The 23641-nt window shown below is 60.8% G+C and carries 26 protein-coding genes and 1 tRNA gene; 14 read left to right on the top strand and 13 right to left on the bottom strand.

Going from position 1 to position 23641, the window contains the following annotated elements; all coding sequences use genetic code 11:
• The 6 genes from BHQ40_RS12315 to BHQ40_RS12290 all read right to left on the bottom strand — a co-directional run.
• On the bottom strand, positions 1 to 618 hold a 618-nt coding region (locus tag BHQ40_RS12315), incomplete at its 3' end, for a type-F conjugative transfer system secretin TraK (RefSeq protein ID WP_435593916.1).
• Complete coding sequence (locus BHQ40_RS12310) at positions 602 to 1240, bottom strand: TraE/TraK family type IV conjugative transfer system protein (protein WP_021246306.1); 639 nt, start codon at positions 1238 to 1240, stop codon at positions 602 to 604. The genes BHQ40_RS12310 and BHQ40_RS12315, both read right to left, overlap by 17 nt.
• A gap of 8 nt (positions 1241 to 1248) precedes the next feature.
• Positions 1249 to 1515, bottom strand: coding sequence for a type IV conjugative transfer system protein TraL (locus BHQ40_RS12305; RefSeq protein ID WP_013846819.1), 267 nt, complete (start codon positions 1513 to 1515; stop codon positions 1249 to 1251).
• 136 nt (positions 1516 to 1651) lie between these two features.
• Entirely contained in the window at positions 1652 to 1969 is a 318-nt protein-coding gene (locus tag BHQ40_RS12300) for a hypothetical protein (RefSeq protein ID WP_013846818.1), read from the bottom strand.
• A gap of 181 nt (positions 1970 to 2150) precedes the next feature.
• Positions 2151 to 2933 (bottom strand): DsbC family protein, encoded by a 783-nt coding sequence (locus BHQ40_RS12295; RefSeq protein WP_021246307.1) that lies wholly within the window; start codon positions 2931 to 2933, stop codon positions 2151 to 2153.
• Positions 2920 to 3225, bottom strand: coding sequence for a DEAD/DEAH box helicase family protein (locus BHQ40_RS12290; protein WP_037484342.1), 306 nt, complete (start codon positions 3223 to 3225; stop codon positions 2920 to 2922). Before BHQ40_RS12290 ends, BHQ40_RS12295 begins: the two co-directional genes overlap by 14 nt.
• Before the next feature lie 449 nt (positions 3226 to 3674).
• On the opposite strand from BHQ40_RS12290, the gene BHQ40_RS12285 reads away from it, so the two are divergent.
• The 4 genes from BHQ40_RS12285 (at position 3675) to BHQ40_RS12265 (ending at position 6863) form a co-directional block, all read left to right on the top strand.
• A complete protein-coding gene (locus tag BHQ40_RS12285) occupies positions 3675 to 4064 on the top strand; it encodes a helix-turn-helix domain-containing protein (RefSeq protein WP_021246309.1) in 390 nt (129 codons plus the stop codon).
• A 73-nt stretch (positions 4065 to 4137) separates the two neighbouring features.
• Entirely contained in the window at positions 4138 to 4806 is a 669-nt protein-coding gene (locus BHQ40_RS12280) for a MobA/MobL family protein (protein WP_021690788.1), read from the top strand.
• Between the two features lie 756 nt (positions 4807 to 5562).
• A complete protein-coding gene (gene xisR / locus BHQ40_RS12270; RefSeq protein ID WP_021246311.1) occupies positions 5563 to 5766 on the top strand; it encodes an excisionase family protein in 204 nt (67 codons plus the stop codon).
• Entirely contained in the window at positions 5727 to 6863 is a 1137-nt protein-coding gene (locus BHQ40_RS12265; protein ID WP_021246312.1) for an Arm DNA-binding domain-containing protein, read from the top strand. Before xisR ends, BHQ40_RS12265 begins: the two co-directional genes overlap by 40 nt.
• Positions 6864 to 7071: 208 nt before the next feature.
• On the opposite strand, the gene BHQ40_RS12260 is transcribed toward BHQ40_RS12265, so the two are convergent.
• Positions 7072 to 7146 (bottom strand) — tRNA-Glu (locus BHQ40_RS12260).
• Between the two features lie 246 nt (positions 7147 to 7392).
• Between BHQ40_RS12260 and BHQ40_RS12255 the strand changes: the two genes are divergently transcribed.
• The 3 genes from BHQ40_RS12255 (at position 7393) to BHQ40_RS12245 (ending at position 11450) form a co-directional block, all read left to right on the top strand.
• Entirely contained in the window at positions 7393 to 9711 is a 2319-nt protein-coding gene (locus BHQ40_RS12255) for an EAL domain-containing protein (RefSeq protein WP_070156191.1), read from the top strand.
• A gap of 296 nt (positions 9712 to 10007) precedes the next feature.
• On the top strand, positions 10008 to 10586 hold the full coding sequence (gene pdxH, locus BHQ40_RS12250) for a pyridoxamine 5'-phosphate oxidase (RefSeq protein WP_070156190.1): 579 nt from the start codon (positions 10008 to 10010) through the stop codon (positions 10584 to 10586).
• A 78-nt stretch (positions 10587 to 10664) separates the two neighbouring features.
• Positions 10665 to 11450, top strand: coding sequence for a PhzF family phenazine biosynthesis protein (locus tag BHQ40_RS12245; protein WP_070156197.1), 786 nt, complete (start codon positions 10665 to 10667; stop codon positions 11448 to 11450).
• A gap of 42 nt (positions 11451 to 11492) precedes the next feature.
• On the opposite strand, the gene BHQ40_RS12240 is transcribed toward BHQ40_RS12245, so the two are convergent.
• Positions 11493 to 13016, bottom strand: a complete 1524-nt coding sequence (locus BHQ40_RS12240; RefSeq protein WP_070156189.1) for a sensor domain-containing diguanylate cyclase — start codon at positions 13014 to 13016, stop codon at positions 11493 to 11495.
• A gap of 103 nt (positions 13017 to 13119) precedes the next feature.
• On the opposite strand from BHQ40_RS12240, the gene nadC reads away from it, so the two are divergent.
• Entirely contained in the window at positions 13120 to 13965 is an 846-nt protein-coding gene (gene nadC / locus BHQ40_RS12235) for a carboxylating nicotinate-nucleotide diphosphorylase (RefSeq protein ID WP_070156196.1), read from the top strand.
• The gene (locus BHQ40_RS12230; RefSeq protein WP_070156188.1) at positions 13937 to 14671 is read left to right on the top strand and encodes a ribonuclease T2 family protein; all 735 of its coding nucleotides are present in this window, start codon (positions 13937 to 13939) and stop codon (positions 14669 to 14671) included. The genes nadC and BHQ40_RS12230 overlap by 29 nt, the downstream gene beginning before the upstream one ends.
• Positions 14672 to 14675: 4 nt before the next feature.
• Here the strand turns inward: BHQ40_RS12230 and BHQ40_RS12225 are convergent, their stop codons facing one another.
• The 4 genes from BHQ40_RS12225 to BHQ40_RS12210 form a co-directional block, all read right to left on the bottom strand.
• A complete protein-coding gene (locus BHQ40_RS12225; RefSeq protein WP_070156187.1) occupies positions 14676 to 15098 on the bottom strand; it encodes a DUF4112 domain-containing protein in 423 nt (140 codons plus the stop codon).
• Positions 15099 to 15117: 19 nt separating this feature from the next.
• The gene (locus BHQ40_RS12220; RefSeq protein WP_070156186.1) at positions 15118 to 16599 is read right to left on the bottom strand and encodes an ABC transporter substrate-binding protein; all 1482 of its coding nucleotides are present in this window, start codon (positions 16597 to 16599) and stop codon (positions 15118 to 15120) included.
• 138 nt (positions 16600 to 16737) lie between these two features.
• The gene (locus tag BHQ40_RS12215; RefSeq protein WP_070156185.1) at positions 16738 to 17133 is read right to left on the bottom strand and encodes a DUF983 domain-containing protein; all 396 of its coding nucleotides are present in this window, start codon (positions 17131 to 17133) and stop codon (positions 16738 to 16740) included.
• A gap of 75 nt (positions 17134 to 17208) precedes the next feature.
• The gene (locus BHQ40_RS12210) at positions 17209 to 17919 is read right to left on the bottom strand and encodes an endonuclease/exonuclease/phosphatase family protein (RefSeq protein ID WP_171905843.1); all 711 of its coding nucleotides are present in this window, start codon (positions 17917 to 17919) and stop codon (positions 17209 to 17211) included.
• Positions 17920 to 18009: 90 nt separating this feature from the next.
• On the opposite strand from BHQ40_RS12210, the gene radA reads away from it, so the two are divergent.
• The 5 genes from radA to BHQ40_RS12185 all read left to right on the top strand — a co-directional run bounded on the left by radA (position 18010) and on the right by BHQ40_RS12185 (position 22535).
• The gene (radA, locus tag BHQ40_RS12205) at positions 18010 to 19377 is read left to right on the top strand and encodes a DNA repair protein RadA (RefSeq protein ID WP_070156183.1); all 1368 of its coding nucleotides are present in this window, start codon (positions 18010 to 18012) and stop codon (positions 19375 to 19377) included.
• Between the two features lie 14 nt (positions 19378 to 19391).
• The gene (locus tag BHQ40_RS12200; RefSeq protein WP_070156182.1) at positions 19392 to 19913 is read left to right on the top strand and encodes a CvpA family protein; all 522 of its coding nucleotides are present in this window, start codon (positions 19392 to 19394) and stop codon (positions 19911 to 19913) included.
• A 68-nt stretch (positions 19914 to 19981) separates the two neighbouring features.
• Positions 19982 to 20407 carry an iron-sulfur cluster assembly scaffold protein gene (locus BHQ40_RS12195; RefSeq protein ID WP_070156181.1) on the top strand — a complete coding sequence of 142 codons (426 nt, stop codon included), beginning with the start codon at positions 19982 to 19984 and terminating at the stop codon, positions 20405 to 20407.
• Positions 20407 to 22209 carry a cation:proton antiporter domain-containing protein gene (locus tag BHQ40_RS12190; RefSeq protein WP_070156180.1) on the top strand — a complete coding sequence of 601 codons (1803 nt, stop codon included), beginning with the start codon at positions 20407 to 20409 and terminating at the stop codon, positions 22207 to 22209. The genes BHQ40_RS12195 and BHQ40_RS12190 overlap by 1 nt, the downstream gene beginning before the upstream one ends.
• Positions 22209 to 22535, top strand: a complete 327-nt coding sequence (locus BHQ40_RS12185; RefSeq protein WP_070156179.1) for a DUF423 domain-containing protein — start codon at positions 22209 to 22211, stop codon at positions 22533 to 22535. The genes BHQ40_RS12190 and BHQ40_RS12185 overlap by 1 nt, the downstream gene beginning before the upstream one ends.
• Here the strand turns inward: BHQ40_RS12185 and aroB are convergent.
• Complete coding sequence (aroB, locus tag BHQ40_RS12180; protein ID WP_070156178.1) at positions 22532 to 23638, bottom strand: 3-dehydroquinate synthase; 1107 nt, start codon at positions 23636 to 23638, stop codon at positions 22532 to 22534. The genes BHQ40_RS12185 and aroB overlap by 4 nt on opposite strands.
• Positions 23639 to 23641 lie beyond the last annotated feature (3 nt).

Raw genomic sequence — 23641 nt, 5'->3', positions numbered from 1 at the left:
GACCAGATATTCCGATGCCGAGAGGCCGGACCCGTCGATTTCGATGCGGCGTCGTTCCTCCAGCGTGGCGCCCGGCAGCGTCGCGAGCCGGATCGGCCCGGATCGGGGCGCAACGCTGGTGAAGCTCGCCGGGATCCGGTCCTGGAGCATCGAGAGCGTGATCGAGACTGCACGCTCTTCTTCGACCAGGGGTCCTAGCAGTTCCTCATTGGCGCGGGCGCGCTGGGGAGCGCCGGGCTGGAGCATCACCGTCTGCGCCGGAATATCCGACGGCTCGGCATAGAGCGCATAGACCGCGCCGTTGCAGGTGATGAAGAACTCAGACGGCACGGTGACGAAGCTGCGCGTCACCATCCCGGCGTCGTCGATCTCGCGAACGAGGAACTTGATCCAGGCGTCGGAACCGGCGCGCTCCACGGCGATCGCCTTTTCGGCGCTGAACCTGACGTCCTCGATTTCTCCGCCCGAACAGATGACATGGTTGATGTCGCGGTTTGACAGGCGGATCGTGCTGGTCTGGTCGGGCAGAACCATGATGGATTGCGCGGCGGCCGGAGCGGCAAGCGACAGGGCGAGCAGCATCAGGCTCGGCCGCGCGGACTTAGCGAGGCTGGACATCGAAATTTTCCTCATTGAGGGCGGTCAGCCAGAAGCGGCCATTGTCGATCACGTAACGGATCCGAAGATTGCCCCGGAACTTGCGGATCACCCCGCCGATCACCCGGACCTTCTCGACCGGCACGAGAATCTCGGTCCGGGTCCAGGTGACGGGCTGGTCGGGGCGGATATAGGTCGCGATCGAGAGCGTCGGATTATTGGCCAGTTCGTCGAGCAGCCGGTTGAGGCTGTCGCGCAGGCTGTTGTAGGTCGAGGGGTGCGTGATGCTCAGCAGTTCCTGGAACTGCCGATCCGCGGAGTAGGCGGAGTAGGTGCCCGAGAGCGACACGACATTGCGCGTGATCGAGCGCAGATAGGCCTCGGACGGCTCGCCGCCCGTGACATAGAGGTCGCCGCCCGCGCCGTAGGGGACGATGATCGTCCGGGTGTTCTGGTTGGAGGTGTAGATCACCGTGCCCAGCACCGCCGTGATCCCGAACAGGCCGATGACGGCGAGCTTCAACAGCCGGTTCTCCTCGAACAGGTTGCTCGCCCCTTGCAGGTAGCGGTGGATGCCATAGCTGCCCGGCTTGCCGATCAGCGGATCGCGTGGGGGTGTGCCGGGGGATTTGCGTCCGAACATGGCCCGCCTCATTCGTAGAACCGAGTCTGGGTCGGACCCGGATAGTTGGACCAGCGGACCAGGCCCCAGCGCCAGGCCATGTGCGGGATGAAGCCGCGCGGCTTGGTGCGGAGCCAGGGAACGAAAAGGAGAAGACCCGCGACGAGCGCCCAACCGAGCATCCCGCCCACGATCACGGCGACGAAGATCACCGTGATCACGAGCACGAACTCGTCCGATCCGAACCACAGGATCTGGACGGGTTTGTGCAGATATTGGGGTAGCCGCTCGTCCACGAGCCTTCTCCTCCTTGCGTCGTGACCTCCCTGCGAAGCTGGTTGAACTTCGGGGGTTGTCCCGCCAGTGCGCCTCATGCGCCCTGGCCCGTTGAGGTCCGCCGACCGCGCCCAGGCGCGGCGGCGGACCAATCCGTCAGATGACCATTCCGAATGTCTGGAGGATCGAGTCCGCCTTGATCAGGCAGACGGCCGCCACGATGGTCGGGATGCCGATCATGATGTTCGAGAAGAGCCTGCTCACGCCGAACAGGAAGGCCGCGACGCCGCCGACGAAGCCGAGCGGGCCTTTGACCCCTTGATTGACCACGATATCGTAGATGTCGTAGCCGAGGTCGCCGGCCGCCGGCGCCGAGAAGGCGTGAGCCCCACCGGCCCCGAGCAGCGCGAGCAGGGTTACGGGAATGCCGACATTGGCGATTGAGGCGGATTGTCTGCCGAGTGTTTTCAACATGCACTTGCTCCAGGGAAGATGGGCCGCTCCGGGGACTGCTTGCCGGCATCGATGAGGATCGCTGTCGGCCGACGGCGAGGCTGGACGGCCCGGTTCGGGTCCCGCCGCCGGCATTGGGATTTGCGCGGCAGCGGCAGAGCCGATGCACCGCGCGTTCGCGATGTGAGGAGCCGGAAGGCGATCAGCGGCCGGCATTGGCGAGCGCCTTCTTACCGTCGAGGAACGCCTCGATCTCGGCCTGCCGGAAACCGGAAATCATCTGTCCGTCCGCGATCAGGGTCGGCGTGCCGGTGATGCCGGTCTTGCCGACGATTCCGGCATGCGCCTCGACCCTGGCCTTGCCTTCCGCGCATGTGCGCAAAGGCGTGGGCGCGGTTCCGGCGTAGATCGCCTTGAACGCCGCTTCCTTGTCCGGGGAGCAAAGGACATGCTCGGCCTTGGCGGCGGCCTCGGCGTGGATGCCGGAGACGAAGAAGATCAGGCGCCGCACCGGCTTGCCTTCGGCCGCTTTCGCCGCCCAGAAGCGGTCGAGCGCCCGGCAGTAGGGACAGTCGGGATCGGTGAACTCAATCACCGTGGGCGCGCCCGCCGGACCGATGGCGAGGGCCATGCCGGTGTCGATCCCGGCGAGTTTCTTCGCTGAAGCGGCGTTCTGCGCCAGCGCGGTGAGGTTCTGGCCGTTGCGGTCGTAGATTTCCGCGAACAACAGATGTTCGCTGTCAGGCGCATAGTAGATGATGCGGCCGCCCGCCGTCGCCTGATAGATCGGGCCCTTGACGGGCGCCGGCCCGAAATCCTCGAATTGCAGATTGACGAAGGTCTGCCGCAACTCGCTTTCGGCATCGCGCGCGGCGGCGGTAAGCGGATCGGCGGCTTGCGCGAACGCTGCGCCTTGAGCAGCGAGCAACAAGGGGAGGACGAGGGCTGCCGCACCAAACAGGCGGGTGGGCTTATGGATGTGCATGCGATCTCTCCTGAAGAGTGCTGGCAGGGCGGGAGAGCAGGCGCGCATCGACATGCGTGCCCGACCCCACCGGGATGTGCTCGGCAGTGACGGGTGCGGGCATCGACTCCATCCGGTTCGTCACGGCGGCGCGCAGAACGAACCCATCGACCGTCGCCACCACGATGCGCGGCTGCTCGGCCACCGGCGCGATAACTGTCTGTCGGCCATGTCCGCCGGGTCCGGCACAGGCTGTCGTCGTGACGATCAGTGTGCCCAGGGCAGCCGTCATCGCTTTGGCAATCGGCATCATGCACGACTCCATGTTGGCGCCCCGCGCCATGGTTGATGAATACTTAATGGTCCGAAGTATCAGGTCCGATTCGACTTGAACCCTCGCAACACGATCTGAGTGATTTGAAACGAAGAGGATTGCAACAGGCCCCGGCAGTGGGGTGCCTGAAATGGCGATATTAGCCGTAAATATGCGAACTTAGCCTTATAAATTCGCTTTCGGGATCACATGGACTGATCTGGTGCCGGTTCGGCAATAAAGTTCCTGAATGATCCGATTTGGAGGAAAATGGAAATTAACTGCTCATTGTGCGTCGAAACATAAATATGGTCGCGCATCCGCTATAAATGGGCAGAGATATTCCTCTAAAATCATCGGCATCTATTCTTGATGCTGGTTACTCCACGATCCTACCTTTGCCGGATTACCCACAGAGCCCGACGGGCCGAACCGGGGAGGAAGGACATATGGCATCCGATGGAAAATTCGCCGACGTCGACCTGTCGATCTTCAAGGAACTCAAGAAGCTCTCCGGCGAGAAGATCAGGCAGGCGCGAAAGGCGCTCGGTTTGACGCAGCTGGAGGTCGCCACCGAAATGGGCGGAAGCCTGCGCTGGTATCGCGCGATCGAGTCCGGCGATCCGGGGATTAGGCTGGAGGATCATCTGATCGCACTGCTCCGGCTCGGTGCATCGACCGCGCATATCGCGCTGCCTGTCCTCTATGCGGGCCAACGCATGCGGTTCCCGCGGCAACTGATCCACGGTGACCTGGCCAGCATCGAACGCACATGCATTGAGGCGATCTCGGATGCGGTGATCGCCGGGCTGAAACAGGACCTCTCACCCGAATGGTAGCGGGACGGCGGGAAGGACCAGTCATGAAAATTGACGGTCCGGTTCGGGCGTGACGCTGGGACAGGCGGAAAAGATGGCGATCTTTCATTTCCATGTGAATATCATCAGCCGCGGCGCCGGACGCAGTATCGTCGCGGCCGCGGCATGGCAAAACAGCTGCCGCCTGTACGATGAGCGCTACGGCCGGTTTTCCAATTTCGTGAACAAGCGGGCGGTTGCCTGGTCTGCGCTGATACTGCCGTCCGGGGGCCCCGCGCAGTGGGAGGATCGCGAGTGTTTCTGGAACGCGCTCGAAGCCGCCGAAATCCGCAAGGATGCGCAGCTTGGCCGTCAGTTCGACGTGGCGCTGCCCGATGAACTGGACCTGCCGGCGTCGATCGCGGTTCTGCAGCGTTTCGCCAGCGAGATATTTTGCATCGCGGGTTTTGCCGCCGACCTGACACTGATCGAAATGGGCGATACGCCCAGAGGCAAGCGCCACCATGGCTATGTGCTGATACCGACCCGTCCGATTGTCGACGGCATGTTCGGCCGGAAACCGCGCGAATGGAACAGCCGCGTGAAGCTGCTCGAAATCCGCGCGGCCTGGGCGATGATGCTGAACGATAAGTTCGCGGCGCTCGGCTATGATGTCCGCGTCGATCATCGGTCCAACGAAGAACGCGGCATCGACGCTCCGCCGGTTAAGCATATCGGCATGGCCCGCAAGCGTATCGCGGCGCGCGCCCGGCAAACATCCTGACAATAGTCCGTGGCCGGCGCCTCACCGGCGGTGCGGTCCATCATGACGACGGCGAGGGCGGTTGCGGCGGGCGTGTAGAGGAGAAAATAACCGACTGCACATGCGGCGACGGCAGCGGCAGGGATTGCCGTCGCCATGACCGCTGCCGCCACGGCGAAAACGGCTAGAAGCTGAACGGCCGCTGCGACAAGAAGTATCCGCCGCCGACCGAGCCTGTTGGCCAGCCACCCGGTGAGCATTGCGGAGGCCATGCCGGCGAGCGGACCGGTCATGTTGACGATGACGCCGAGACGATCGAGGCTCCACCCCCTCCTGTCAATCAGCGCGCCCGCGATCGCGCGCGGCAGGCCGCCATGCGTCCCGATCATTTGTCCCATTCTTCGAGGCCATCAACAACGGCGAGTGGAACGCTGCGAGTCTCTTCCAAGGCGCGACAACGCCAATAGGCTGACAGGCGAAAGCACGAGATTAGGCAGTGGGTTGCCCAAATATGCGATCTTGGCCTCTTTTTAGGACCAGGATCGAAATGCTAGACTGACGTCGCGTCATGGCCTGCTTGCGCTGCCCAACAGGCCAGCGATCCATGCGCCATTTCTGCGAGGATTATCCAGACCCACGTTCGCGAGCGCCTGCCCGTCCTGGTCGGCCGGCCATGCGGTCATCGCAGATCGGCCGGAAGGGAAGGGAGCGGGAGGAGAGAGGAAGCAGCGGACGGTTGGCTGTCCGTGGTTTCCTTTCCTCAACCGGAGCACTGTCATGACGGGCGCGCGCTACGTGCGCATCAAGCGCTTCGCCGAGCTGACCGGCTACACCGAGAAAGCGGTCTATCGAAAGATCGCCGACGGCGTGTGGATTCAGGGCCGCGAATATCGCCGCGCTCCCGATGGCAGCATCTGCATCGACCTCGAAGGCTTCCACAAATGGGTAGAAAACGGCCAGGGACTGGCGTCGAGCCGCTGAAAAGCTGCATTCGCGTCCGCTTCCGCTGGAACGGGCGGCTCTATCGCGAAACGCTCCAGCTCCAACCCACATCCGCTAACATCAAGGCGGCCGAGCGCTTGATGGCCCGTGTCCATCAGGAAATCGATCTCGGCGTCTTCGATTATGAAAGCACGTTTCCCAAGGGTGATGCCAAACCCGACCGGAACAAATACGCGGGCTTCAAGACTTATGCGAAAGAGTGGCTCGCAACGCTCGTAGTCGAGAAATCGACGATGTCCGACTATGTGTCGGCGATCAATAATGTCTGGTCGCCGGCTTTCGGTGAGCGGCAACTCAAGAGCATCAAGCCGAGCGAGATCAAGAAGGTCATCGCCGACCGGGCGAAGCAGGTCAGCGGCAAGACGATCAACAACAACGTCATTCCGCTGCGCGGCATCTTCGAGATGGCTCTCGACGACGAGCTGATCGACCGCTCGCCGCTGGAACGGATCAAGAGCCAGAAGCATCAGAAACGCGAGCCGGACCCGTTCGACCGGGAAGAGACCGAACGCATCCTCACCTATATGCACGAGCGTTACGACGAGCAGGTCTGGAACTGGTATGAGTTCGCCTTCGGGACCGGCATGCGTCCCAGCGAACAGATCGTCGTCCAGTGGCGCGACGTCGACTGGAAGCGCCAGTCCATCCGGGTCGAGCGTGCCCGCGTCCGGGCCGTGGAGAAATCGACCAAGACCAGGACCGTGCGCGACGTCGATCTTACTCCGCGAATGATGGCCGTGCTTAGACGCCAGAAGGCGCACAGCTTCATGCGGGGGCTCGATTCGCCGATCTTCATCAACCCGGTCACAAACACGCCGTGGCCGGACGTGCAGGATCAGCGGAAGCTCTATTTCCATCCCGCACTGCGTGCGCTCGGCATCCGCAGCCGTGATGCCTATCAAACGCGCCACACTTACGCGACGACGGCGCTGATGGGCGGGGTGAACCCGGCCTATATCGCCCGCCAGCTTGGCCACAAGAGCGCGGCAATGCTGTTCCGGCACTACTCGAAATGGATCGATCACGCGGACTATGGCCGCGAAGCAGCCAAGCTCAATCAGATCTACGGTTCCTGACGCGGATGTCTGGCTGGTCTGTGGGGAGGGCTTGCCTGTCGGTGGCGGCTGCCGCGAACGAATCCCTCGTCTACTGGGCAGCTATTGAGGTGATCTAAAAGAGCCTGGAACGGGGGCTGGGGTGGCCTCGAAAAACGCCAAATGTGCCACGAAAGTGCCACGGAAACCGCATTTTCGCGATTCCCCCTAACAATATCAACTACTTAGCTGGTGACCCCTACGGGAATCGAACCCGTGTTTCAGCCGTGAGAGGGCCGCGTCCTGACCGCTAGACGAAGGGGCCTTATGCCGAATTTCCGGCATTTGCAGGAGGCGGCGTTTACGGTTGAGCGTCCGGCGCGTCAAGGGGGTGGCGCGCTTTAGGCCGAGCGTTCTGTGCGGGTGTCGCTAGTCTGACCGTTTCGGAGACAATCAGTGTCCGCCATCCAACTATAGGCTGAATTTTCAGATCGTTGCCATGCGAAGCCCATAGGCGCGTTTGCACTTTGATAATGATTGCCGACTACTGTGGTGCGGAAGGATTTAACCAATGCCGCCTGCACCGTTCCGCGCACGCGCTAAAGCGTTGTTCAAGAAGCGCCAACTTCTCATATGGTTGGCGCTGGCGTCTTTGCTCGTTGGCGTCACGGCTTTTGGTGAACCTCTCGATCTTTCCCTTCACACCTTGAGAAATAAAATCCGCTCCCAGCCGGTCAGCGGCAAAGTGGTGGTCGTCGGCATTGATGACGATTCCCTGATGAAGGTTGGCCCATGGCCGTGGAACCGGGAAAAGCTGGCGACCCTGACCCAGCGGCTGTTCGACAATGGCGCGAACCGCGTATTCATCGATATTTTTCTGCGTTCCGGTGAACCGCAGGGCGATCGCCAGTTGGCGCAGGTGGTCGCGCGCTATCCCGGCCGCGTTCTGGTGACCAGCGGGTTGGGTAATCCCGGCACCGCGCAGGCCGGCAAGTTCGTTTTGCCTATGCCAGAGATTGCCAAGGTGTCCGAAACCGTCAGCGAACTCAAATGGCTTGAGTTCTGGAATGGCGTGGCGACACTGACTTATGCCAGCAGCATTGACGGGAAACCTCATCGCTCCATGGAATCGGCGATTGCGAACGTCAGCGGTGGCGTCGACGAAAAATATCCCATCGATTACTCGTTCCGGGTGGCTTCCATCCCTTATCTGAGCGCTGCGCACGTCCTGTCTGATACGAACGCTGCAGTTTCGGTGAAGGGGCGCGATGTCCTGATCGGGATCAACTCTCCCACGACGGGGGACATGTTCTTCGTTCCGGGGCAGACGCGCTCGGCGCGGCCGTTCATTGTGGTGGCTGGTGCCGAAACATTGCTTCGCGGACGCCCGCTGGTGCTGGGTTGGTGGCCTGGCTGGCTCTTGGCCGTGGGCGGTGCGGCTTGCCTGCTTTATGCCAAGCGCCGGATATGGGGCAGCGCGGCTGCCTTCGTGACTTTGACTGCGGTATTGGTGGGGCCTCTTTTGTTGGAGGCCAATAATATCTTCATCGACGTGGCACCTGCGATCGTGCTCATCCTTTCCGCGATGGTTGCCGCTGCCTGGCTCCGCTTTGGCGCGCGCAAGCGCAGCCAGGGCGCGACCAATCCCGTGTCGGGCCTGCCCACGGCCACCGCCATCCTGCATGGAGACCAACTGGATTCCGGTTTCCTTGTTGCCGTGCGCGTGCGGCATTTTATCGACATCATCAGCGCCTTGCCGCCCGATCGGGAAAGGGAACTGCTGAAACAGATCGTCACGCGGATGACGCTTGGGACCGGGGGGGCGCAATTGCTCCATGGCGATGATGGCAATTTCTTCTGGCTGGCGCCTTCCCCTGAACAGGCGACGGTGATCGACCAGTTCAAGGCGCTTCAGCTTATTTTCCGTACGCCGATCCAGGTTTTCGATCGCAGCTTTGATGTGGATGTGGCGTTCGGGCTGGATCAGGAAACGCATATGCCGCTGTCGCATCGTCTGGCAAGCGCGCTTGCGGCCGCGCATGCCGCGAGCCAGCAAGGCGTCGGCTGGAAGGTTCATGATCCGGCGACCTCGGGCGCAAAGGAATGGACGCTGTCGCTGCTGGGCGAACTGGATCAAGCCATTCAGAGCGGCCAGATATGGGTTGCCTATCAGCCCAAGCTGGATCTTGCCACGCGCACATTTGTCGGTGCGGAGGCGCTCGTCCGCTGGACACACGCCACCCGCGGGCCGATCAACCCTGCCGAGTTTGTTGAGGTGGCCGATCGCCATGGCCGGATTGGAAAGATCACATCCTTCGTGCTGGAGGATGCCGCTCAACTGGTGAAAGATGCCCGGCAGTGGGTCCCGGACTTTACGGTTTCGGTCAATATATCGCCGAGCCAGCTTACCAACCGCGAAGTCATCGATATGGTTGATGCCGTCCTCCTGCGGCACGATATCCCGGCAGAGAGCCTGATTCTGGAAGTCACTGAGTCTGCGGCTATGGCCGAAGAAGGCACGGCGCAGGCTTTGCTGGAGGAATTGCGGGCAAAGGGCGTTGGCCTGTCGATCGATGACTATGGCACCGGCATGTCGACGCTCGAATATCTGCGCCGCATTCCGGCAAGCGAATTGAAGGTGGATCGGCGCTTCGCTTCTGCGCTTGCCACCAACGCTCAGGATCAGGCGGTTATGCGGTCAACCATCGAGCTGGCGCATGCGCTGGGCATGAAGGTTGTGGTCGAGGGAATCGAGCAGGCGGAGACGCTTTACATGCTCGCCGGCATGGGATGCGACATCGGACAAGGTTACCATATCGGCAGGCCCGCGGACGGTACATCGCTGCTCGAACTTCTGGAACCGCAGAAACACTGGGCATTTACTGGTTAAAATGGATGGTTAAAATCTTGTAAACCACCCCTGTTTAGATTAACCCCGATTCTGCAGCTAGGGAAGCTGCGGTTTATGATTCGGGGTTTTTATGCAGAAGAAGAAAACTCCCCAGACAACCGGTCACAAAGGTTTCTGGGGCTGGCTCTTCGGCGGCGGCTACGTTTAAGCCACTAGCTGAGCCAAGTTCAACTCTTGGAAAAGCCCCTTTTGAGGGGCTTTTCTTTTGCCCGCTTGAGAGCGCCTATCTTGCCGTTTCGCTCGACAGTCCTGCATAGCCTTTCTAGACAAGCTGAATGCCTACAGACCCATTCTCCCTGTTCGATGATTGGTATGCCGAAGCGCGAGATCGCGAAATCAATGACAGCAATGCCATGGCTCTGGCGACCGCAGATGAGCAGGGGAGGCCATCGGTCCGTATGGTGCTCCTGAAAGGGCATGGCCCCGAAGGCTTTGTGTTCTACACGAATTTTGAAGGACGCAAGGCGGAGCAACTTCTCGCCAATCCCAACGCTGCATTGCTGTTTCACTGGAAGTCGCTCCGAAGGCAAATCCGGATTGAGGGCAGGGTTGAGCCGGTGGATCCCATCATAGCCGACGCCTATTTCGCGACGCGTAGCAGGGATTCACAGCTTGGCGCATGGGCTTCGGATCAGTCCCGGCCGCTGGAATCGCGCGAGACCTTCATACGTCGTTTTGATGAGCAGAAAGCCCGGTTTGAAGGCAGGGAGGTTACCCGCCCGCCGCATTGGTCGGGATTTCGCGTTGTGCCTGATCATATCGAGTTCTGGCAGGACCGCGAATACCGGCTTCACGAACGACGTCTATTCAAACGTGCGGGGCAAGGCTGGGACGAAGGGCTGCTTTATCCCTGACCGGTCCAATCCGAAGATGATGGCCCTTGGCGCCGGTGAGCATCGATGGAAAAGGGGAGCCTGATCAGGAGCTTCATCATGCCGCAATTGCCATTCGTCCAGGTCGACGCCTTCGCCTCTGACCCATTTACCGGCAATCCGGCTGCCGTAATGCCGCTCGAGCAGTGGCTACCCGATGACGTGATGCAAGCGATCGCCGCGGAAAATAACCTTGCGGAAACCGCCTTTACCATTCCTGCAGTGGGCGATGCGGATGCGGATTACGAACTGCGTTGGTTTACGCCGGCGGTGGAGGTGAAGCTTTGCGGCCATGCAACGCTGGCGAGCGCGCATGTTCTGATGGCTGGGGACTCGATCAGGTTCCGTACCCGCCATGCCGGGGTATTGGACGTCAGCCGACGGGAGGACGGATATGCTCTGTCTCTCCCCGCTTGGGCGCCGGCGCATAAAGCATTGCCTGAACTGGCCCAAGCCATGGGGGGAGATGTTGTCGAAACGCTCTGGCGTGACGGCGGCTATGCCGTTTTCCTCTATCGGGCTCAGGATGCGATTGAGGCGCTGACGCCTGACTTCTCCTCCCTGAAGGAGCATGGCGACATTTTGCTTATCGCCACGGCTCCCGGAACAGGGACTGATATTGTCAGCCGCGTTTTCGCTCCGGGCGCTGGCATAGACGAGGATCCCGTGACGGGATCGGCCCATTCGATCATCGTGCCTTATTGGGCGCAGCGCCTTGGCAAGCCTTCCATCACGGCTTTTCAGGCTTCGCGTCGCGGGGGGTATATCGACTGCCTTCTCACAGACGATCGGGTCGTCCTGACCGGGCAATGCCGCACGGTGATTGAGGGCATGTTTTCCCTGTAAGGCGTTGGTGCCCTCAATCTGATTGGGCGGTAATTCCGGCGGCTAGTGAACGGCTCTCAAGGCTGGCGTTGACTTGCCGTCGCCGGGCGTGATCAGCCCCGCCTGTCCGAAAATGGTTGCCGTCCCACGACTGATCCGTTTCGCCTCATAAAGCGCCACATCCGCCCTGTGGAGCAATTCGCTACGGTCCCGGACCGTGTCGTCCAGCCAACTTGCGCCTATGGTCCCGGAAACCGGAATTATGCCATCATCATGTCTGACGGGATGGCGCAAATCTCCCAGAAGTCTGCCGATAAGGCGTGTGAGATTGCCTCCCGCCTTTCGCGCAGGGATGAGCAAGACAAATTCGTCGCCACCCAGCCGCGCGGCAAAGCATTCGGCCAGATAGGGCGCGCGCAGCTTGGCCGCCATCAACCGCAGAAGATCATCCCCCGCCATGTGGCCGCAGCGATCATTGACAGTCTTGAAATGGTCGAGATCTATCAGGATCAGGGCAAGACTCTCGTCACGCTGCCTGGCCGCTGAAATTTCCTGATCCGCGACTTGATTGAAATGCGCGCGATTGGCGATTTTGGTCAGGTCATCGACATGCGCCGTTTCGCGCAAAGCCTGCTCCAGCGCATGGCGGCTCGTAATGTCCTGAAACACGCCGATGACGGCGACGGCCTGGCCATCGCGCATCTCAAGCTCTCCCATAGTGCGAACGCGGCGCAGGGCGCCACGCGCCGTGATGAAATCCGACTCCTCATCCATCGACTCGCCGGTCTGGATCGTCCGGGTCAGTGCGGCGGAGACAGCCGCACGCGCTTGAGGCGGATAATATTCCAGCGCTTTCACCAAAGGGGGAATCGCGCTGCGCGCCAGCTCATGAATGGCGTAGACCTGATCAGACCATTCCAGATTCTCCTCCAGCAGATCGAGCCGCCATGATCCGATATTGGCCATGCGTTCCGCCTGCTTGAACTGGCGGTGATTGAGATCCAGTTGCTGCAGCATAGCACGCCGTTCTTCCGACAGACGGATTGCGTTGGCTGCCGTCTTCCTCGCGACTATGAGCGATTCCACCAGGCTGGCCAGATCCCGCAATATTTTCTCGTCGACTGCTGAGAGGTTCCGCGGTTTATCATCGATGACGCAGAGCGTGCCCAGAGGATGGGCGCCGGGATGCATCTCGCCGCCGTCCGCATAGATCGGCACACCTGCATAGAATCGGATATGGGGAGCGCCCGTTACGAGGGGGTTGGCGGCAAATCGTGGGTCAGCCGTGGCGTCGGGCACGACGAGCAGAGCTTCCGCGGCTACGGCATGGGCGCAAAATGCCTGCTCGCGCGGTGTTTGGGCCGCGTCCAGACCACATTTGGCTTTGAACCATTGCCGGTGATCATCGACGATGGATACCAGCGCTATCTGGCAATCCAACGCGCTCTTTGCGCATTGCACGATGGCGTCGAATTCCCGCTCGGGAGGCGTATCGAGCAGCTCAAGGCTTTGAAGTACGGCCAATCGGCTGGCTTCGTCATGCGTGTCGAGCGGGCAGGCGGATGAATGTGCGGCGCGTCGGGTCATGACCGCTACATAGTTGATGGCGGTTAAGAAATTTCTGCTCAACCTCCGAAATGAAGTGAGCATCCGGCTGTTCCAGCGCCATTTCCTCGTTTATGGCGCGCACATGACATTTACGCTCCCCGGTTTCGATCTTGACGCCTTCATCCGGTCCACCCTGGCGGAAGACCTGGGGGAGGGCGGAGATATTACCTCTGACGCAGTAATCCCCGCAGAAGCGGTATTTGCCGGCGTGATGGACAGCCGGGACGCGGTGACTGTGGCTGGCCTGCCGATTGCGGAGGCGTTCTTCCGGCATCTCGATCCGCAGGTGACGGTGGAAATCCTGGTCGACGAAGGGCAGCAAGTGGCGGCCGGAACGGACATCATGCGCTTGAAGGGCAAGGCGCGTGCGATGCTGACTGCGGAACGGTCCGCACTCAATACCGTGCAGCATCTGACCGGGATCGCGACCATGACCCGGCAATATGTCGACAAGATCGCCGGAACAGGCGCTATATTGCTGGATACGCGTAAAACCATTCCCGGCCTTCGCGTGCTGGAAAAATATGCGACGCGCACGGGGGGCGCCACAAACCACCGGATGGGTTTATGGGACGCAGCCATGATCAAGGACAATCATGTTGCGGTTGCCGGATCGGTGGAGGAAGCGGTGAGACGAGCGGCGGAGGCCGGCATCGCCAGCATAATCGTTGAAGTCGACAAAATTGACCAGATTGAACCGGCGCTGCATGCCGGAGCGACTCATCTCCTGTTGGACAATATGGACCCGCCAACCCTCCGCGGCGCAGTGACGCTGATTGGCGGCCGCGTGCCCACGGAAGCGTCAGGGGGCGTGCGTCTCGATACCATCCGGGCGATTGCGGAGACCGGAGTGACCTATATCAGTGTCGGACGTCTGACCCAGTCCGCTCCTGCGGCGGATGTCGGATTGGATTTTACCAATGCATAGGCCGTTGGCCTTTGTCCTGATCGCTATGACTTTCGCGCCCACGGCGCGAGCGCAGGCTTGGCAATGCAGGCCGCCCAGCACCATTCCGCATGTGCGTGTGGAAGGTGCGACGGCGAGGGAGCCGAAGCGGGATATCCCGATCGCTGGCTACACGCTGGCTTTGACCTGGTCCCCCCAGATATGTGCGCGTGCCAGCCGCGCCGGAGATGCCTTTCGTTGTGGCGACGGGGGAAAGCGGTTCGGTTTTACGCTGCATGGGCTTTGGCCGGACGGAGCCGGAAAGACTTGGCCGCAATATTGCCGGCCAGCGGCATCGCTGCCGCCTCCGGTAATTCGCGCGAACATATGTTCCACCCCTTCGGCGCAGTTGATCCAGCATGAGTGGGCGAAGCATGGAACCTGCATGACCACGCGTCCGTCCGTCTACTTCGATCAGTCCCGCAAGCTTTATGAGAAGCTGAATTTCCCGGATATGGCGATCCTGTCGCGTAGACGGAATTTGCTAGTGAGAGATGTCGCCAACGCGGTTGCCGCGGCAAATCCCGGGATGCGGGCAAACATGATGCGGATCACGGTCGCTCGCGGCGGATGGCTGGACGAAATCTGGCTATGCTTGGACAAGCGCTTCAGGGCTGTTGCCTGCAAAGCCGGGTCCAGCGGCGCGCGTCCAGCGCTCCCGATCAAGATTCAATTGCCTCAGGCGTGAATCATTATCCCTCGATAATGATCGTTTCGGGATGATGCCTATCCAGATGCTTGCGGATAATCCGCAAATTCTTCGTATTGGACTTGAAGAAGAAGTCGAAGGCGTCGCCAACAAATGGAATGGCGCCCAGCACCGTATCGACGCCGACATTGGCGGACATGCGAACTAGCTGCCACTTGGGCATGCCCAGGTTTTTCGCTTCCCACACAATCCATGCGCCCATTGCCGCAGTGACGAAATCGCCAATGACAGGGATTAGGCCGACAAGGCTGTCCAGCCCCACGCGCCGATTGGTGCCGGGGATAACGAAAAGCCCCTCCAAAAGGGTTTCCATCGCCTCAACCCTTTGGCGAATTGAATGCGGGTCGTTGCCGAAGCCAGGCAAATCCCTCGCTATACGCTCGAACTGATCCTGGGCGACCGGCATCGGAATGTCTCCTTTGCCTTTAATTGGTGGCCCGAAACAGGTGATTCAATGGGTGGCGCGCACGGGGAGATGATGTGAAGCCATTCAACAGACGAGTGGCGAGGGACCATCGGACCGGTGCGGCCAAGGGAATATATCCCGCATGCGCGACCACCAACGCTTCTGCATCCGCCAGCAACGCAAAGCGGGCGTCTTCGGTGGGCGCGATCGCCGCTTCGCTCAGCTTGACGTCGGCCGCCTCGCTGCAATGAACCTTTCGGGCGCAACTCAATCGGCCCAGATACCATGCTGCGCTGTCATAGGCGGCGACTTCGTCAATCAGGCGCAGGTCCGCTTCGTCATCATCGATTGGAACCTGCCGCGACGGGACGCCAATTCGTCGGAGGTCAGACGATATGAGTTGGAACAATATGCGCGCGCCCGCGCCTTCCGGCAGTGCGATGCGCAGGACGGGCACCGCTCCATTGGCGGAGCGCCACTGATTGACGGCGTTGGCCGCAAAGTTCCTGCGTTCATTGATGGACAGGCCGTGCCAGCGCGGCGCAGTGGGGGGGCGAGGCAGATCCAGTTGCTGGGGCATGAGCATATCAGTGATGCCCCAACCGCCGATCGCGAAATTGGCCAGAAGCCTTTCTCGTTCGATGGCGGCGGATATGGCTTCGCGGATCGGATCATCATCCAGAAACGCGCTTCGGCCCGTCACCGCTAGCCCCAGCAGGCCCTGCACGGGATCGATATGAACCGATGAATTGTCCACGCCGGATTTGGAAAGAAGCGGGAGGTCGGCAAGGCGGCCGCCGAGCACCAATTGCGATAGCCCCAGTTTGAAGCGGCTGATCGCCTTGGCGGCCCGCTCGGCCCTGACGACCCGGTTATGCCATGCGGGAATTTCGGGCATATCCTCCCCGGCGTGCGCCATCGGATCGTCAACCGGGCGCAGGAAATAGGTATGGGCTCTTTTCTGCTTGCGATAGGGACCGGTTCCACCGTCCGGGCCGGTGATCGCCATCTGTGGTTGCGCCAGCATTTGAAGAAAATAGGGCCGTGCTGCCGACAGGCGGATTTCGATGACTTCGCCTGTCATGGGCACGACTTCCCGCACGACTTCCAGATCGCCAAGTGGATCAAGGGCAAGATTCGCTTTGATCCGCGCCTCCAGCAACCGGGCGACTTCTGGGGCGGTTATATGACTACCGTCCGGCCAGCGGGCGCGGCGCAGGCGGAAGATATAGCTTCGTCCTTCATCCTCCACGATCCATCGCTGCGCGAGAGCCGGTACGATTTGGCCCGACTCATCGAACGCGACAACGCCTTGCGCAGTTGCTTCAAGGATCAGCTTGGATGCGGGCGACATCACCGATTTCAGCGGTTCAGCAAGTTGCTTGTCCGTTCCGATGACGCTGACAATGACTGGGCCGACCTGTTCATCCCGCGAGCAGCTTCCCAGCATTGCCGCCATTGCAAGAGAGAATAGAAACGTAAGGGTGTTACGCGCAGGCATTGCCGGTCGAAGTCCAGTCTTCGAGGAAAGCGATCCCAGGGCCTTACAGGTCGAAGGATGATCCGCCAAGCGCCACGCTGCCCCGACCGGCACGGCTCTGTGGCGACAGTTTTGCATATTGGCGGCATGAGCAGGCAGTCAGTCCTTCGGAATGGCAAAGCCATTCATGCGGCGGCTCCACTGAAATGCGATAACGGAGCCTTTTACTGGTTGTATCATCGCAATGGCCAACACCAATGCGATCCCCGGCCATAGGACGGCCTGCACCGGCATGGGTATGGCGAAGGCGAAATTCACCTCTATCATCAGCGGCACCAAAATATGGCCAAGGAGCAGGATGACGATATAGGCGGGGAAATCGTCGGCCTGGTGATGCTCCCAGGATTGTCCACATCCGGCGCAATGGCTGCCAGTTCGCAGAAAGCGTTGAAATAGGGGAGCAACGCCGCATGCCGGGCACTGGTTCAATAACCCTTGTCGAACCGCTGGCCAAAGGGGGCGGTCGATGGCTGAGACGTCTTCTTTTTCGGGCATTTAGTGGGATGTAGCCATGCTATGAGCCAACGGCAATATGGCTTTCGATCTCCCATTACCCATAGACCGGATGGGCTATGCGCTGGCGAGTTTGAATTCGGCCCATATTGGAAGATGGTCCGATGCGCGGCGCGCGGCGCTGCTTTCATGTACGCCGCAGTCAATCAACTCAAGACGGCCGCAATACATGATCCGGTCAAGGCGAGCGACGGGGCGATTCGCGTGAAAGCTTCGGCCGCATGGCGCGAAACGGTAATGGTGCGCGAAGTCGGCCAGACAGCCGCGATTTGCGCTCCATTCGTTAAGATCGCCCATAAGTATTGTGGGCATCTCCCGCCCCAGAGCGGCGGCGTGGATCACTGCAGCCGCTTGCTTGCGCCGCCATAGACCTGACAAATCCAGATGCATCCCGAACAGACGCAAATGATGGTCGTTGGTCTCCACTTCCGCCATGATTGCCCCGCGTGGTTCCAGGCATGGGAGGTGGAGCGCATCATGCGCATGGATCTGAGCATCCAACCGCACCAGGATGGCGTTGCCATGCCATCCCATACTGTCGGCATTTACGTTTAACGGGACTGCGCAATAGGCGCTGTGCTGTTCGAGCAACAAATGCGGGATGGCAGGCACGCGCCGCCCATAGCGCCGGTCGGCCTCCTGCAGAGCGATGATGTCAGCGTTAATTTCGTTGAGCACCTCTATAATGCGTTCCGGGTTACGCCGGCGGTCGGTGCCTATGGCCTTCCTGATATTGTAGCTGGCGACGCGGATTGTCTGACGGCTCATCACCATGCAATGCCTGAGAGTGGCGCTTGTTTCCAATCAATAGAGCGGAGTGGGCTGGTGTTCCACATTTGTTCTGATATGTAGAAGTCCATGGCTAAAGCGAAGCGGAAATTTGTCTGTCAGCAATGCGGTTCGGTGGCGCACCGTTGGCAGGGGCAGTGTGACGAATGTGGCGAATGGAACAGTCTGGTCGAGGAGGCGGCTGAGACTGTCTTTTCCGCAAAGCATGACCTTCATGGGGGCGGGCGAGCAATCTCCCTGATCGGCCTTGACAGCGACGTCGCGTTGCCGCCGCGCGAAATGACCGGCATTGCTGAATTTGACCGGGCGCTGGGCGGTGGTCTGGTGTCGGGATCGGCAACGCTGATCGGGGGCGATCCAGGCATCGGTAAATCCACACTTTTGTTGCAAGCTTCGGCGCGCATGGCGATGCGTGGCCTTTCGGTCGCTTATATCAGCGGCGAGGAAGCCGCAGATCAGGTGCGATTGCGCGCCCGGCGGCTGGGATTGGGCAATGCGCCGGTGCAGTTGGCAAGCGCAACGTCTGTGCGCGATATATTGACGACGCTGGCGAACGGGCCACCACCCGCGCTTGTGGTGATCGATTCCATCCAGACGATGCACAGCGACCTGATCGAAGGCGCGCCGGGCACAGTCAGTCAGGTGCGCGCGTCGGCTCAGGAGTTGATCCGCTTCGCCAAGGAGCGGGGGACGGCCGTGGTGCTGGTCGGGCATGTTACAAAGGATGGCAGCATAGCTGGGCCACGCGTGCTGGAGCATATGGTGGACACGGTGCTGAGCTTTGAAGGGGAGCGCAGCCATCAATATCGCATCCTGCGCGCGATCAAGAACCGGTTCGGCGGGACGGACGAGATCGGCGTATTCTCGATGGCGCAGGAGGGATTGGAGGAAGTCGCCAATCCTTCCGCGCTGTTCCTGACAAATCGCGACGAGACGGTGACGGGGGCGACGGTATTCCCGGCGCTGGAAGGAACGCGGCCCGTGCTGGTGGAGATTCAGGCGCTGACTGTGCGGCTGGCCAGCGGCGCGACGCCGCGAAGGGCGGTCGTGGGATGGGATTCCGGGCGGCTGGCGATGATTCTGGCGGTGCTGGAGGCGCGATGCGGCCTGAGTTTCTCGACGTGCGAAGTCTATCTGAACATTGCGGGCGGGTATCGTATCTCCGATCCTGCCGCTGATCTCGCTGTGGCTGGCGCGCTGATTTCCGCCTTGGCAGAGAGGCCGGTAGCGACAGACGCGGTATTGTTCGGAGAAATCGCGCTGTCCGGTGAGATCAGGCCGGTATCGCATACGCCGCTGCGCTTGCGGGAGGCGGCCAAGCTCGGTTTCAACCGGGCGCTGCTCCCTGCTGCCGTGGCGGACGGGGTGAAAGGGATTTCGGTCAGCGGCTATCGCACGCTTGCGCATTTTGTTGACCATATGCTGGGGCGCGGATAGCGGTTTCAGCCAGCATGACGGCACTCGATATTCTCGTTCTTCTCGCCATTGGCGGCGGCGCATTGTTCGGCCTGTTGCGCGGTTTCGTGTGCGAGGCGCTTTCCATGATCGCCTGGGTGCTGGGCATTTTTGCCGTGCGTCTTTTCCAGGAGCCTGTGGCCGGATTGTTGACGCCATTTCTTGGTACGGAAAGCGGAGCGTCGTTGCTCGCATTCATTCTGGTTTTCGGCGTGACATTTTTCGCCGGTAAATTTCTGGCCCGCTCACTGGGAGCGCGGACGCGCACATCCATACTGGGACCGATAGACCGAGTGCTGGGTGGAGGTTTCGGCGCGGTCAAGGGGTTGATCGGCGCGACGCTCGTCTTTCTCGCATTCAGTCTGGTCTATGACACCATCTATGGTGGCGAAGCGCGGCGGCCCGACTGGCTGGCCGATTCCCGGAGCTATCCACTACTCAGCGCCAGCGGGTCGGCGATCAGCGCTTTTGTCGATGAGCGGCGCGATGCCGGTCGTGTCGATGAACATGCCGAGTGAGAATGTTTGCGGAGATTGACCTTTAGGAGGTTGGTTTTTCGGCATTCCATGCCCTACATGGCTAAGCCATGAGCGCGTCCCTCTATAACACCGATATCCTCCGCCTTGCGGCCAGCATTCCGCATCATCAGCGGCTGGCAAACCCGCAGGCAAGCGTGGAAAAACGCTCTCCGGTATGCGGCAGCCGCGTCACCGTCGACGTAAGAATGGATGACGATGGCCATCTGGCGGAACTGGGTCTGGAGGTGAGAGCGTGCGCGCTGGGCCAGGCGTCCGCATCGTTGATGGCGGCGCATGCCATGGGAATGACGGCCGGGGAGCTTGTCGACGCGCGCGACCGGCTGCTGGCCTATCTTAACAAGGGAGAGCGCGACCTGGAGTTTTGGCCGGGGTTGAATGTGCTGGCCCCGGCAAAGGCCTATCCCGCCAGGCATGCGTCCATTGCCTTGTCCTTTGAAGCTCTGGCAGAAGCTGTTCAGAAGGCGGCTGGTTGATGGAACAGCACGCCTCTCCGATCAATGCGACCGAAATTCTGCTGTCCGAAGGCGTCATCCTTCTGGGGGCGGCAGTAGCGTTCGTGATGCTGTTCCGCCGGTTCGGCCTGGGCGCGGTATTGGGATATCTGGTCGCAGGGGCGCTGGTTGGGCCGCAGGGCTTCGGCCTTGTCGGCGGCGCGCAGTCGAAACTGCAGATCGCAGAGATCGGTATTGTCTTGCTGCTTTTCCTCGTTGGCCTGGAACTGAATCCTGCCCGGCTTTGGCGGTTGAAGCGCGACATATTCGGATTGGGCCTTGCGCAGGTGGTTTTGTGCGGTGTGGCCTTGTCGGTCATCATCTTCTTTTTCACCGGGTTCACCTGGGGCGCTGCCATCGCGCTCGGCCTTCCGCTGGGTCTTTCCTCGACGGCTCAGGTGCTTCCCGGCCTGAAAAGCAGTGGCCGGATCAACTCTCCCTTTGGCGAGAAGGCTTTTTCGATCCTGCTGTTTCAGGACCTGTCGATCGTGCCCATGATCACGATCATAGCGGCGCTGTCTCGCAATCCCGCCGATGCAAGCGGCCCCCCCGGATGGTTGCTCGCAGCGGAGACCGTAGCCGCCATCGCTGGCCTGGTTCTTGCCGGACGTTTCATTCTGCGCCCCCTGCTGGGGTTGGTGGGGCGGTTGGGTGAGCGGGAACTGTTCGTCGCCGTGGGCTTGTTCACCGTGCTGGCGAGCGCGGCGTTGATGCACAGCCTGCATCTTTCAACGGCGCTTGGAGCCTTCATCGCGGGCGTCATGCTGGCGGACTCGCCCTACAGGCATGAAATAGAGGCCGATGTGGAGCCATTCAGGTCGATCCTGCTCGGCTTGTTCTTCCTGGCGGTCGGCATGGTGCTGGATGTGCATGCCGTGATTGCAAACCCGCTGTTCGTGCTCAGCATGGCGGCGGCGCTGGTGATCACCAAGGCGGCATTGATCATGGGACTGGCGCGGTTGTTCGGCATGGACGGCAAGCAGGCGTTCGGTCTTGGCCTGCTGCTCAGTCAGGGCGGCGAATTTGGCTTTGTGCTGTTTGCGCAGGCGCAAAGCGCCATGCTGATCAGGCCGGAGGCCGCCAGCCTGTTTTCGGCCATTGTCACCTTCTCGATGGCGACGACGCCTTTCCTGATGCTGTTTGCGCGACGGCTGGAATTTTCACAGCCGAAGCACAAGGAACAGGAAAGCCTGGATAACGCCCCGCAAGGCAGCGCAATTATCATTGGTTATGGCCGTTTCGGACAAACCGTAGCCCAGATGTTGATGGGGCATGGCTTTGCGGTGACCATGGTGGACAAGAAGCCCGCCCAGATCGAGGCGAGCGGGCTTTTTGATATCAAGGTCTATTATGGGGACGGCACGCGCATCGATCTTTTGAGGCGGGCAGGGGCCGAGGAAGCGCGGCTGATCGCTTTCTGCATGGATGACGCCGATTTCGATGGCAAATTGCTGGAGCCGATCATGGAGGCATTCCCCCATGCGGCCATCGTCGTGCGGGCCTATGACCGGCGTCAATTGTTGCGTCTGAAGGACCTGGACGTCGCTGGCGTGGTACGGGAGGTGTATGAATCGGCCATTTGCATGGGCATTCAGGCGATGCAGGCGCTGGGCGTTCCTGACCGCGAGATCGCTGAAGTGGAGCGACAGTATCGCGCGAATGACGGGCAGCGGCTGGCGGTTCAGATCGAACAAGGCACGCTGCTCGCCGCCAAAGATCTGATGTACCGTCCAGGACGGTCGATGAATTTGTTCAATGCCAATCCGTTGGAGGAGGGCGGCTGATGCTGGGACTTTTGGCGGCGCTTTCTGCTGCGATCGCGGTCATGGCCGGGGCATTCGGAGCGCATGGCGCGTCCAGTCCGCAGGCGGCGGAATGGCTGAAGACCGGTGGCATGTATCAGCTCGTACACGCCGTTGCAGCGCTGGCGGTGATGGGAACCGCGCGCGGACCTGCAGCGCTTTTCCTGGCGGGCGGCGCGATTTTCGCCGTGACACTTTATGTAATGGCGATTGGAGGACCGCGCTGGCTCGGCGCTGTAACGCCGATTGGCGGGACGTTGCTGATCGTTGGATGGCTTTGGGCGGCGTGGATATACTGGCGGAATTAGGCGCGCATTTCTTCGTCCAGAAATGTCTCGACATCCTTCAGGCTGACATTCTTGTCCAGAAAGGTCTGGCCGATCCCCCTGGCAAGCAGGAACGGCAGATTTCCACCCGCCATTTTCTTGTCATGAAGCATATGGCCAACAAGTGTGGCGCCGCTTGCCGCGACATGGGCGCTGGGTAGGTCATTAGGCAATCCCGCGTCGCGCAGATGGGCGGTAACCCGAGCCGCTTCCGCCTCGTCGCACAGCCCCTGACGCGCGGAGAAACGGAAGGCGAGCGCCATGCCCGCCGCCACGCCCTCGCCATGTAGCAGCAGGTCGGAAAAGCCCGTTTCCGCCTCAAGCGCATGGCCGAAGGTATGGCCAAGGTTCAGTAATGCGCGGCGGCCGCTGGTTTCGCGCTCATCATCGCCGACGATCATGGCCTTGGCGCGTACGCTCTTTTCGATGGCGTAAAGCCGCGCATCCGATTCGCCCGCGATCAGCGCATTGCCGTGCATTTCGCACCAGGTGAAAAAGCCGGGGTCGTCGATCAGTCCATATTTCACGACTTCGGCATAGCCCGCGCGCACTTCCCGTTGGGGCAATGTGTCGAGGGTCGAAGGATCGATCAGGACAAAGGAGGGCTGATAGAAGGCCCCGACCAGATTTTTCCCCGCGGTCGTATTGATCGCGGTCTTGCCACCGACCGAACTGTCGACCTGAGCGAGCAAGGTGGTGGGCACCTGGACGAAGCCGCAGCCGCGTTTCAGGATTGACGCGGCGAAACCGACAAGATCGCCGATCACGCCGCCGCCGAGCGCCACGATGTGGTCGCCGCGCTCCACTTCCAGCGCCAGCAGCCCATCCAGCAATGTTTCGAGGAACCGCCAGCTTTTTGTGCCTTCGCCTGCGGGAAGCACGACCGGCTCGATCACAATTCCGGCTTGGGAAAGGGCGGCCTCCAGCCTGTCCAACTGGGTCGCCGCGACATTCTCGTCAGTCACGGTCACGAGCCGTCCGTTGCGCGCGAACCGGGCAAGATGGTCGGCCGCTTGGTCGATTGCACCCTCTGCGATCAATATATCGTAGCTGCGGTCGCCAAGTGATACGGGCACTATAGCCATCAG

This window comes from Sphingobium phenoxybenzoativorans, assembly GCF_001757355.1.
Taxonomy (GTDB): Bacteria; Pseudomonadota; Alphaproteobacteria; order Sphingomonadales; family Sphingomonadaceae; genus Sphingobium; species Sphingobium phenoxybenzoativorans.
The sequence above is the reverse complement of the archived record's forward strand: the minus strand, read 5'-3'. Positions and strand labels throughout refer to the sequence as shown.

Bases quoted from the DNA above. Each gene is read 5' to 3' on its own strand.
- BHQ40_RS12310 (WP_021246306.1), bottom strand. From the start codon at position 1,240: ATGTTCGGACGCAAATCCCCCGGCACACCCCCACGCGATCCGCTGATC.
- BHQ40_RS12300 (WP_013846818.1), bottom strand. From the start codon at position 1,969: ATGTTGAAAACACTCGGCAGACAATCCGCCTCAATCGCCAATGTCGGC.
- BHQ40_RS12295 (WP_021246307.1), bottom strand. From the start codon at position 2,933: ATGCACATCCATAAGCCCACCCGCCTGTTTGGTGCGGCAGCCCTCGTC.
- BHQ40_RS12290 (WP_037484342.1), bottom strand. From the start codon at position 3,225: ATGATGCCGATTGCCAAAGCGATGACGGCTGCCCTGGGCACACTGATC.
- BHQ40_RS12285 (WP_021246309.1), top strand. From the start codon at position 3,675: ATGGCATCCGATGGAAAATTCGCCGACGTCGACCTGTCGATCTTCAAG.
- BHQ40_RS12280 (WP_021690788.1), top strand. From the start codon at position 4,138: ATGGCGATCTTTCATTTCCATGTGAATATCATCAGCCGCGGCGCCGGA.
- xisR (WP_021246311.1), top strand. From the start codon at position 5,563: ATGACGGGCGCGCGCTACGTGCGCATCAAGCGCTTCGCCGAGCTGACC.
- BHQ40_RS12265 (WP_021246312.1), top strand. From the start codon at position 5,727: ATGGGTAGAAAACGGCCAGGGACTGGCGTCGAGCCGCTGAAAAGCTGC.
- BHQ40_RS12255 (WP_070156191.1), top strand. From the start codon at position 7,393: ATGCCGCCTGCACCGTTCCGCGCACGCGCTAAAGCGTTGTTCAAGAAG.
- pdxH (WP_070156190.1), top strand. From the start codon at position 10,008: ATGCCTACAGACCCATTCTCCCTGTTCGATGATTGGTATGCCGAAGCG.
- BHQ40_RS12245 (WP_070156197.1), top strand. From the start codon at position 10,665: ATGCCGCAATTGCCATTCGTCCAGGTCGACGCCTTCGCCTCTGACCCA.
- BHQ40_RS12240 (WP_070156189.1), bottom strand. From the start codon at position 13,016: ATGACCCGACGCGCCGCACATTCATCCGCCTGCCCGCTCGACACGCAT.
- nadC (WP_070156196.1), top strand. From the start codon at position 13,120: ATGACATTTACGCTCCCCGGTTTCGATCTTGACGCCTTCATCCGGTCC.
- BHQ40_RS12230 (WP_070156188.1), top strand. From the start codon at position 13,937: ATGTCGGATTGGATTTTACCAATGCATAGGCCGTTGGCCTTTGTCCTG.
- BHQ40_RS12225 (WP_070156187.1), bottom strand. From the start codon at position 15,098: ATGCCGGTCGCCCAGGATCAGTTCGAGCGTATAGCGAGGGATTTGCCT.
- BHQ40_RS12220 (WP_070156186.1), bottom strand. From the start codon at position 16,599: ATGCCTGCGCGTAACACCCTTACGTTTCTATTCTCTCTTGCAATGGCG.
- BHQ40_RS12215 (WP_070156185.1), bottom strand. From the start codon at position 17,133: ATGCCCGAAAAAGAAGACGTCTCAGCCATCGACCGCCCCCTTTGGCCA.
- BHQ40_RS12210 (WP_171905843.1), bottom strand. From the start codon at position 17,919: ATGAGCCGTCAGACAATCCGCGTCGCCAGCTACAATATCAGGAAGGCC.
- radA (WP_070156183.1), top strand. From the start codon at position 18,010: ATGGCTAAAGCGAAGCGGAAATTTGTCTGTCAGCAATGCGGTTCGGTG.
- BHQ40_RS12200 (WP_070156182.1), top strand. From the start codon at position 19,392: ATGACGGCACTCGATATTCTCGTTCTTCTCGCCATTGGCGGCGGCGCA.
- BHQ40_RS12195 (WP_070156181.1), top strand. From the start codon at position 19,982: ATGAGCGCGTCCCTCTATAACACCGATATCCTCCGCCTTGCGGCCAGC.
- BHQ40_RS12190 (WP_070156180.1), top strand. From the start codon at position 20,407: ATGGAACAGCACGCCTCTCCGATCAATGCGACCGAAATTCTGCTGTCC.
- BHQ40_RS12185 (WP_070156179.1), top strand. From the start codon at position 22,209: ATGCTGGGACTTTTGGCGGCGCTTTCTGCTGCGATCGCGGTCATGGCC.
- aroB (WP_070156178.1), bottom strand. From the start codon at position 23,638: ATGGCTATAGTGCCCGTATCACTTGGCGACCGCAGCTACGATATATTG.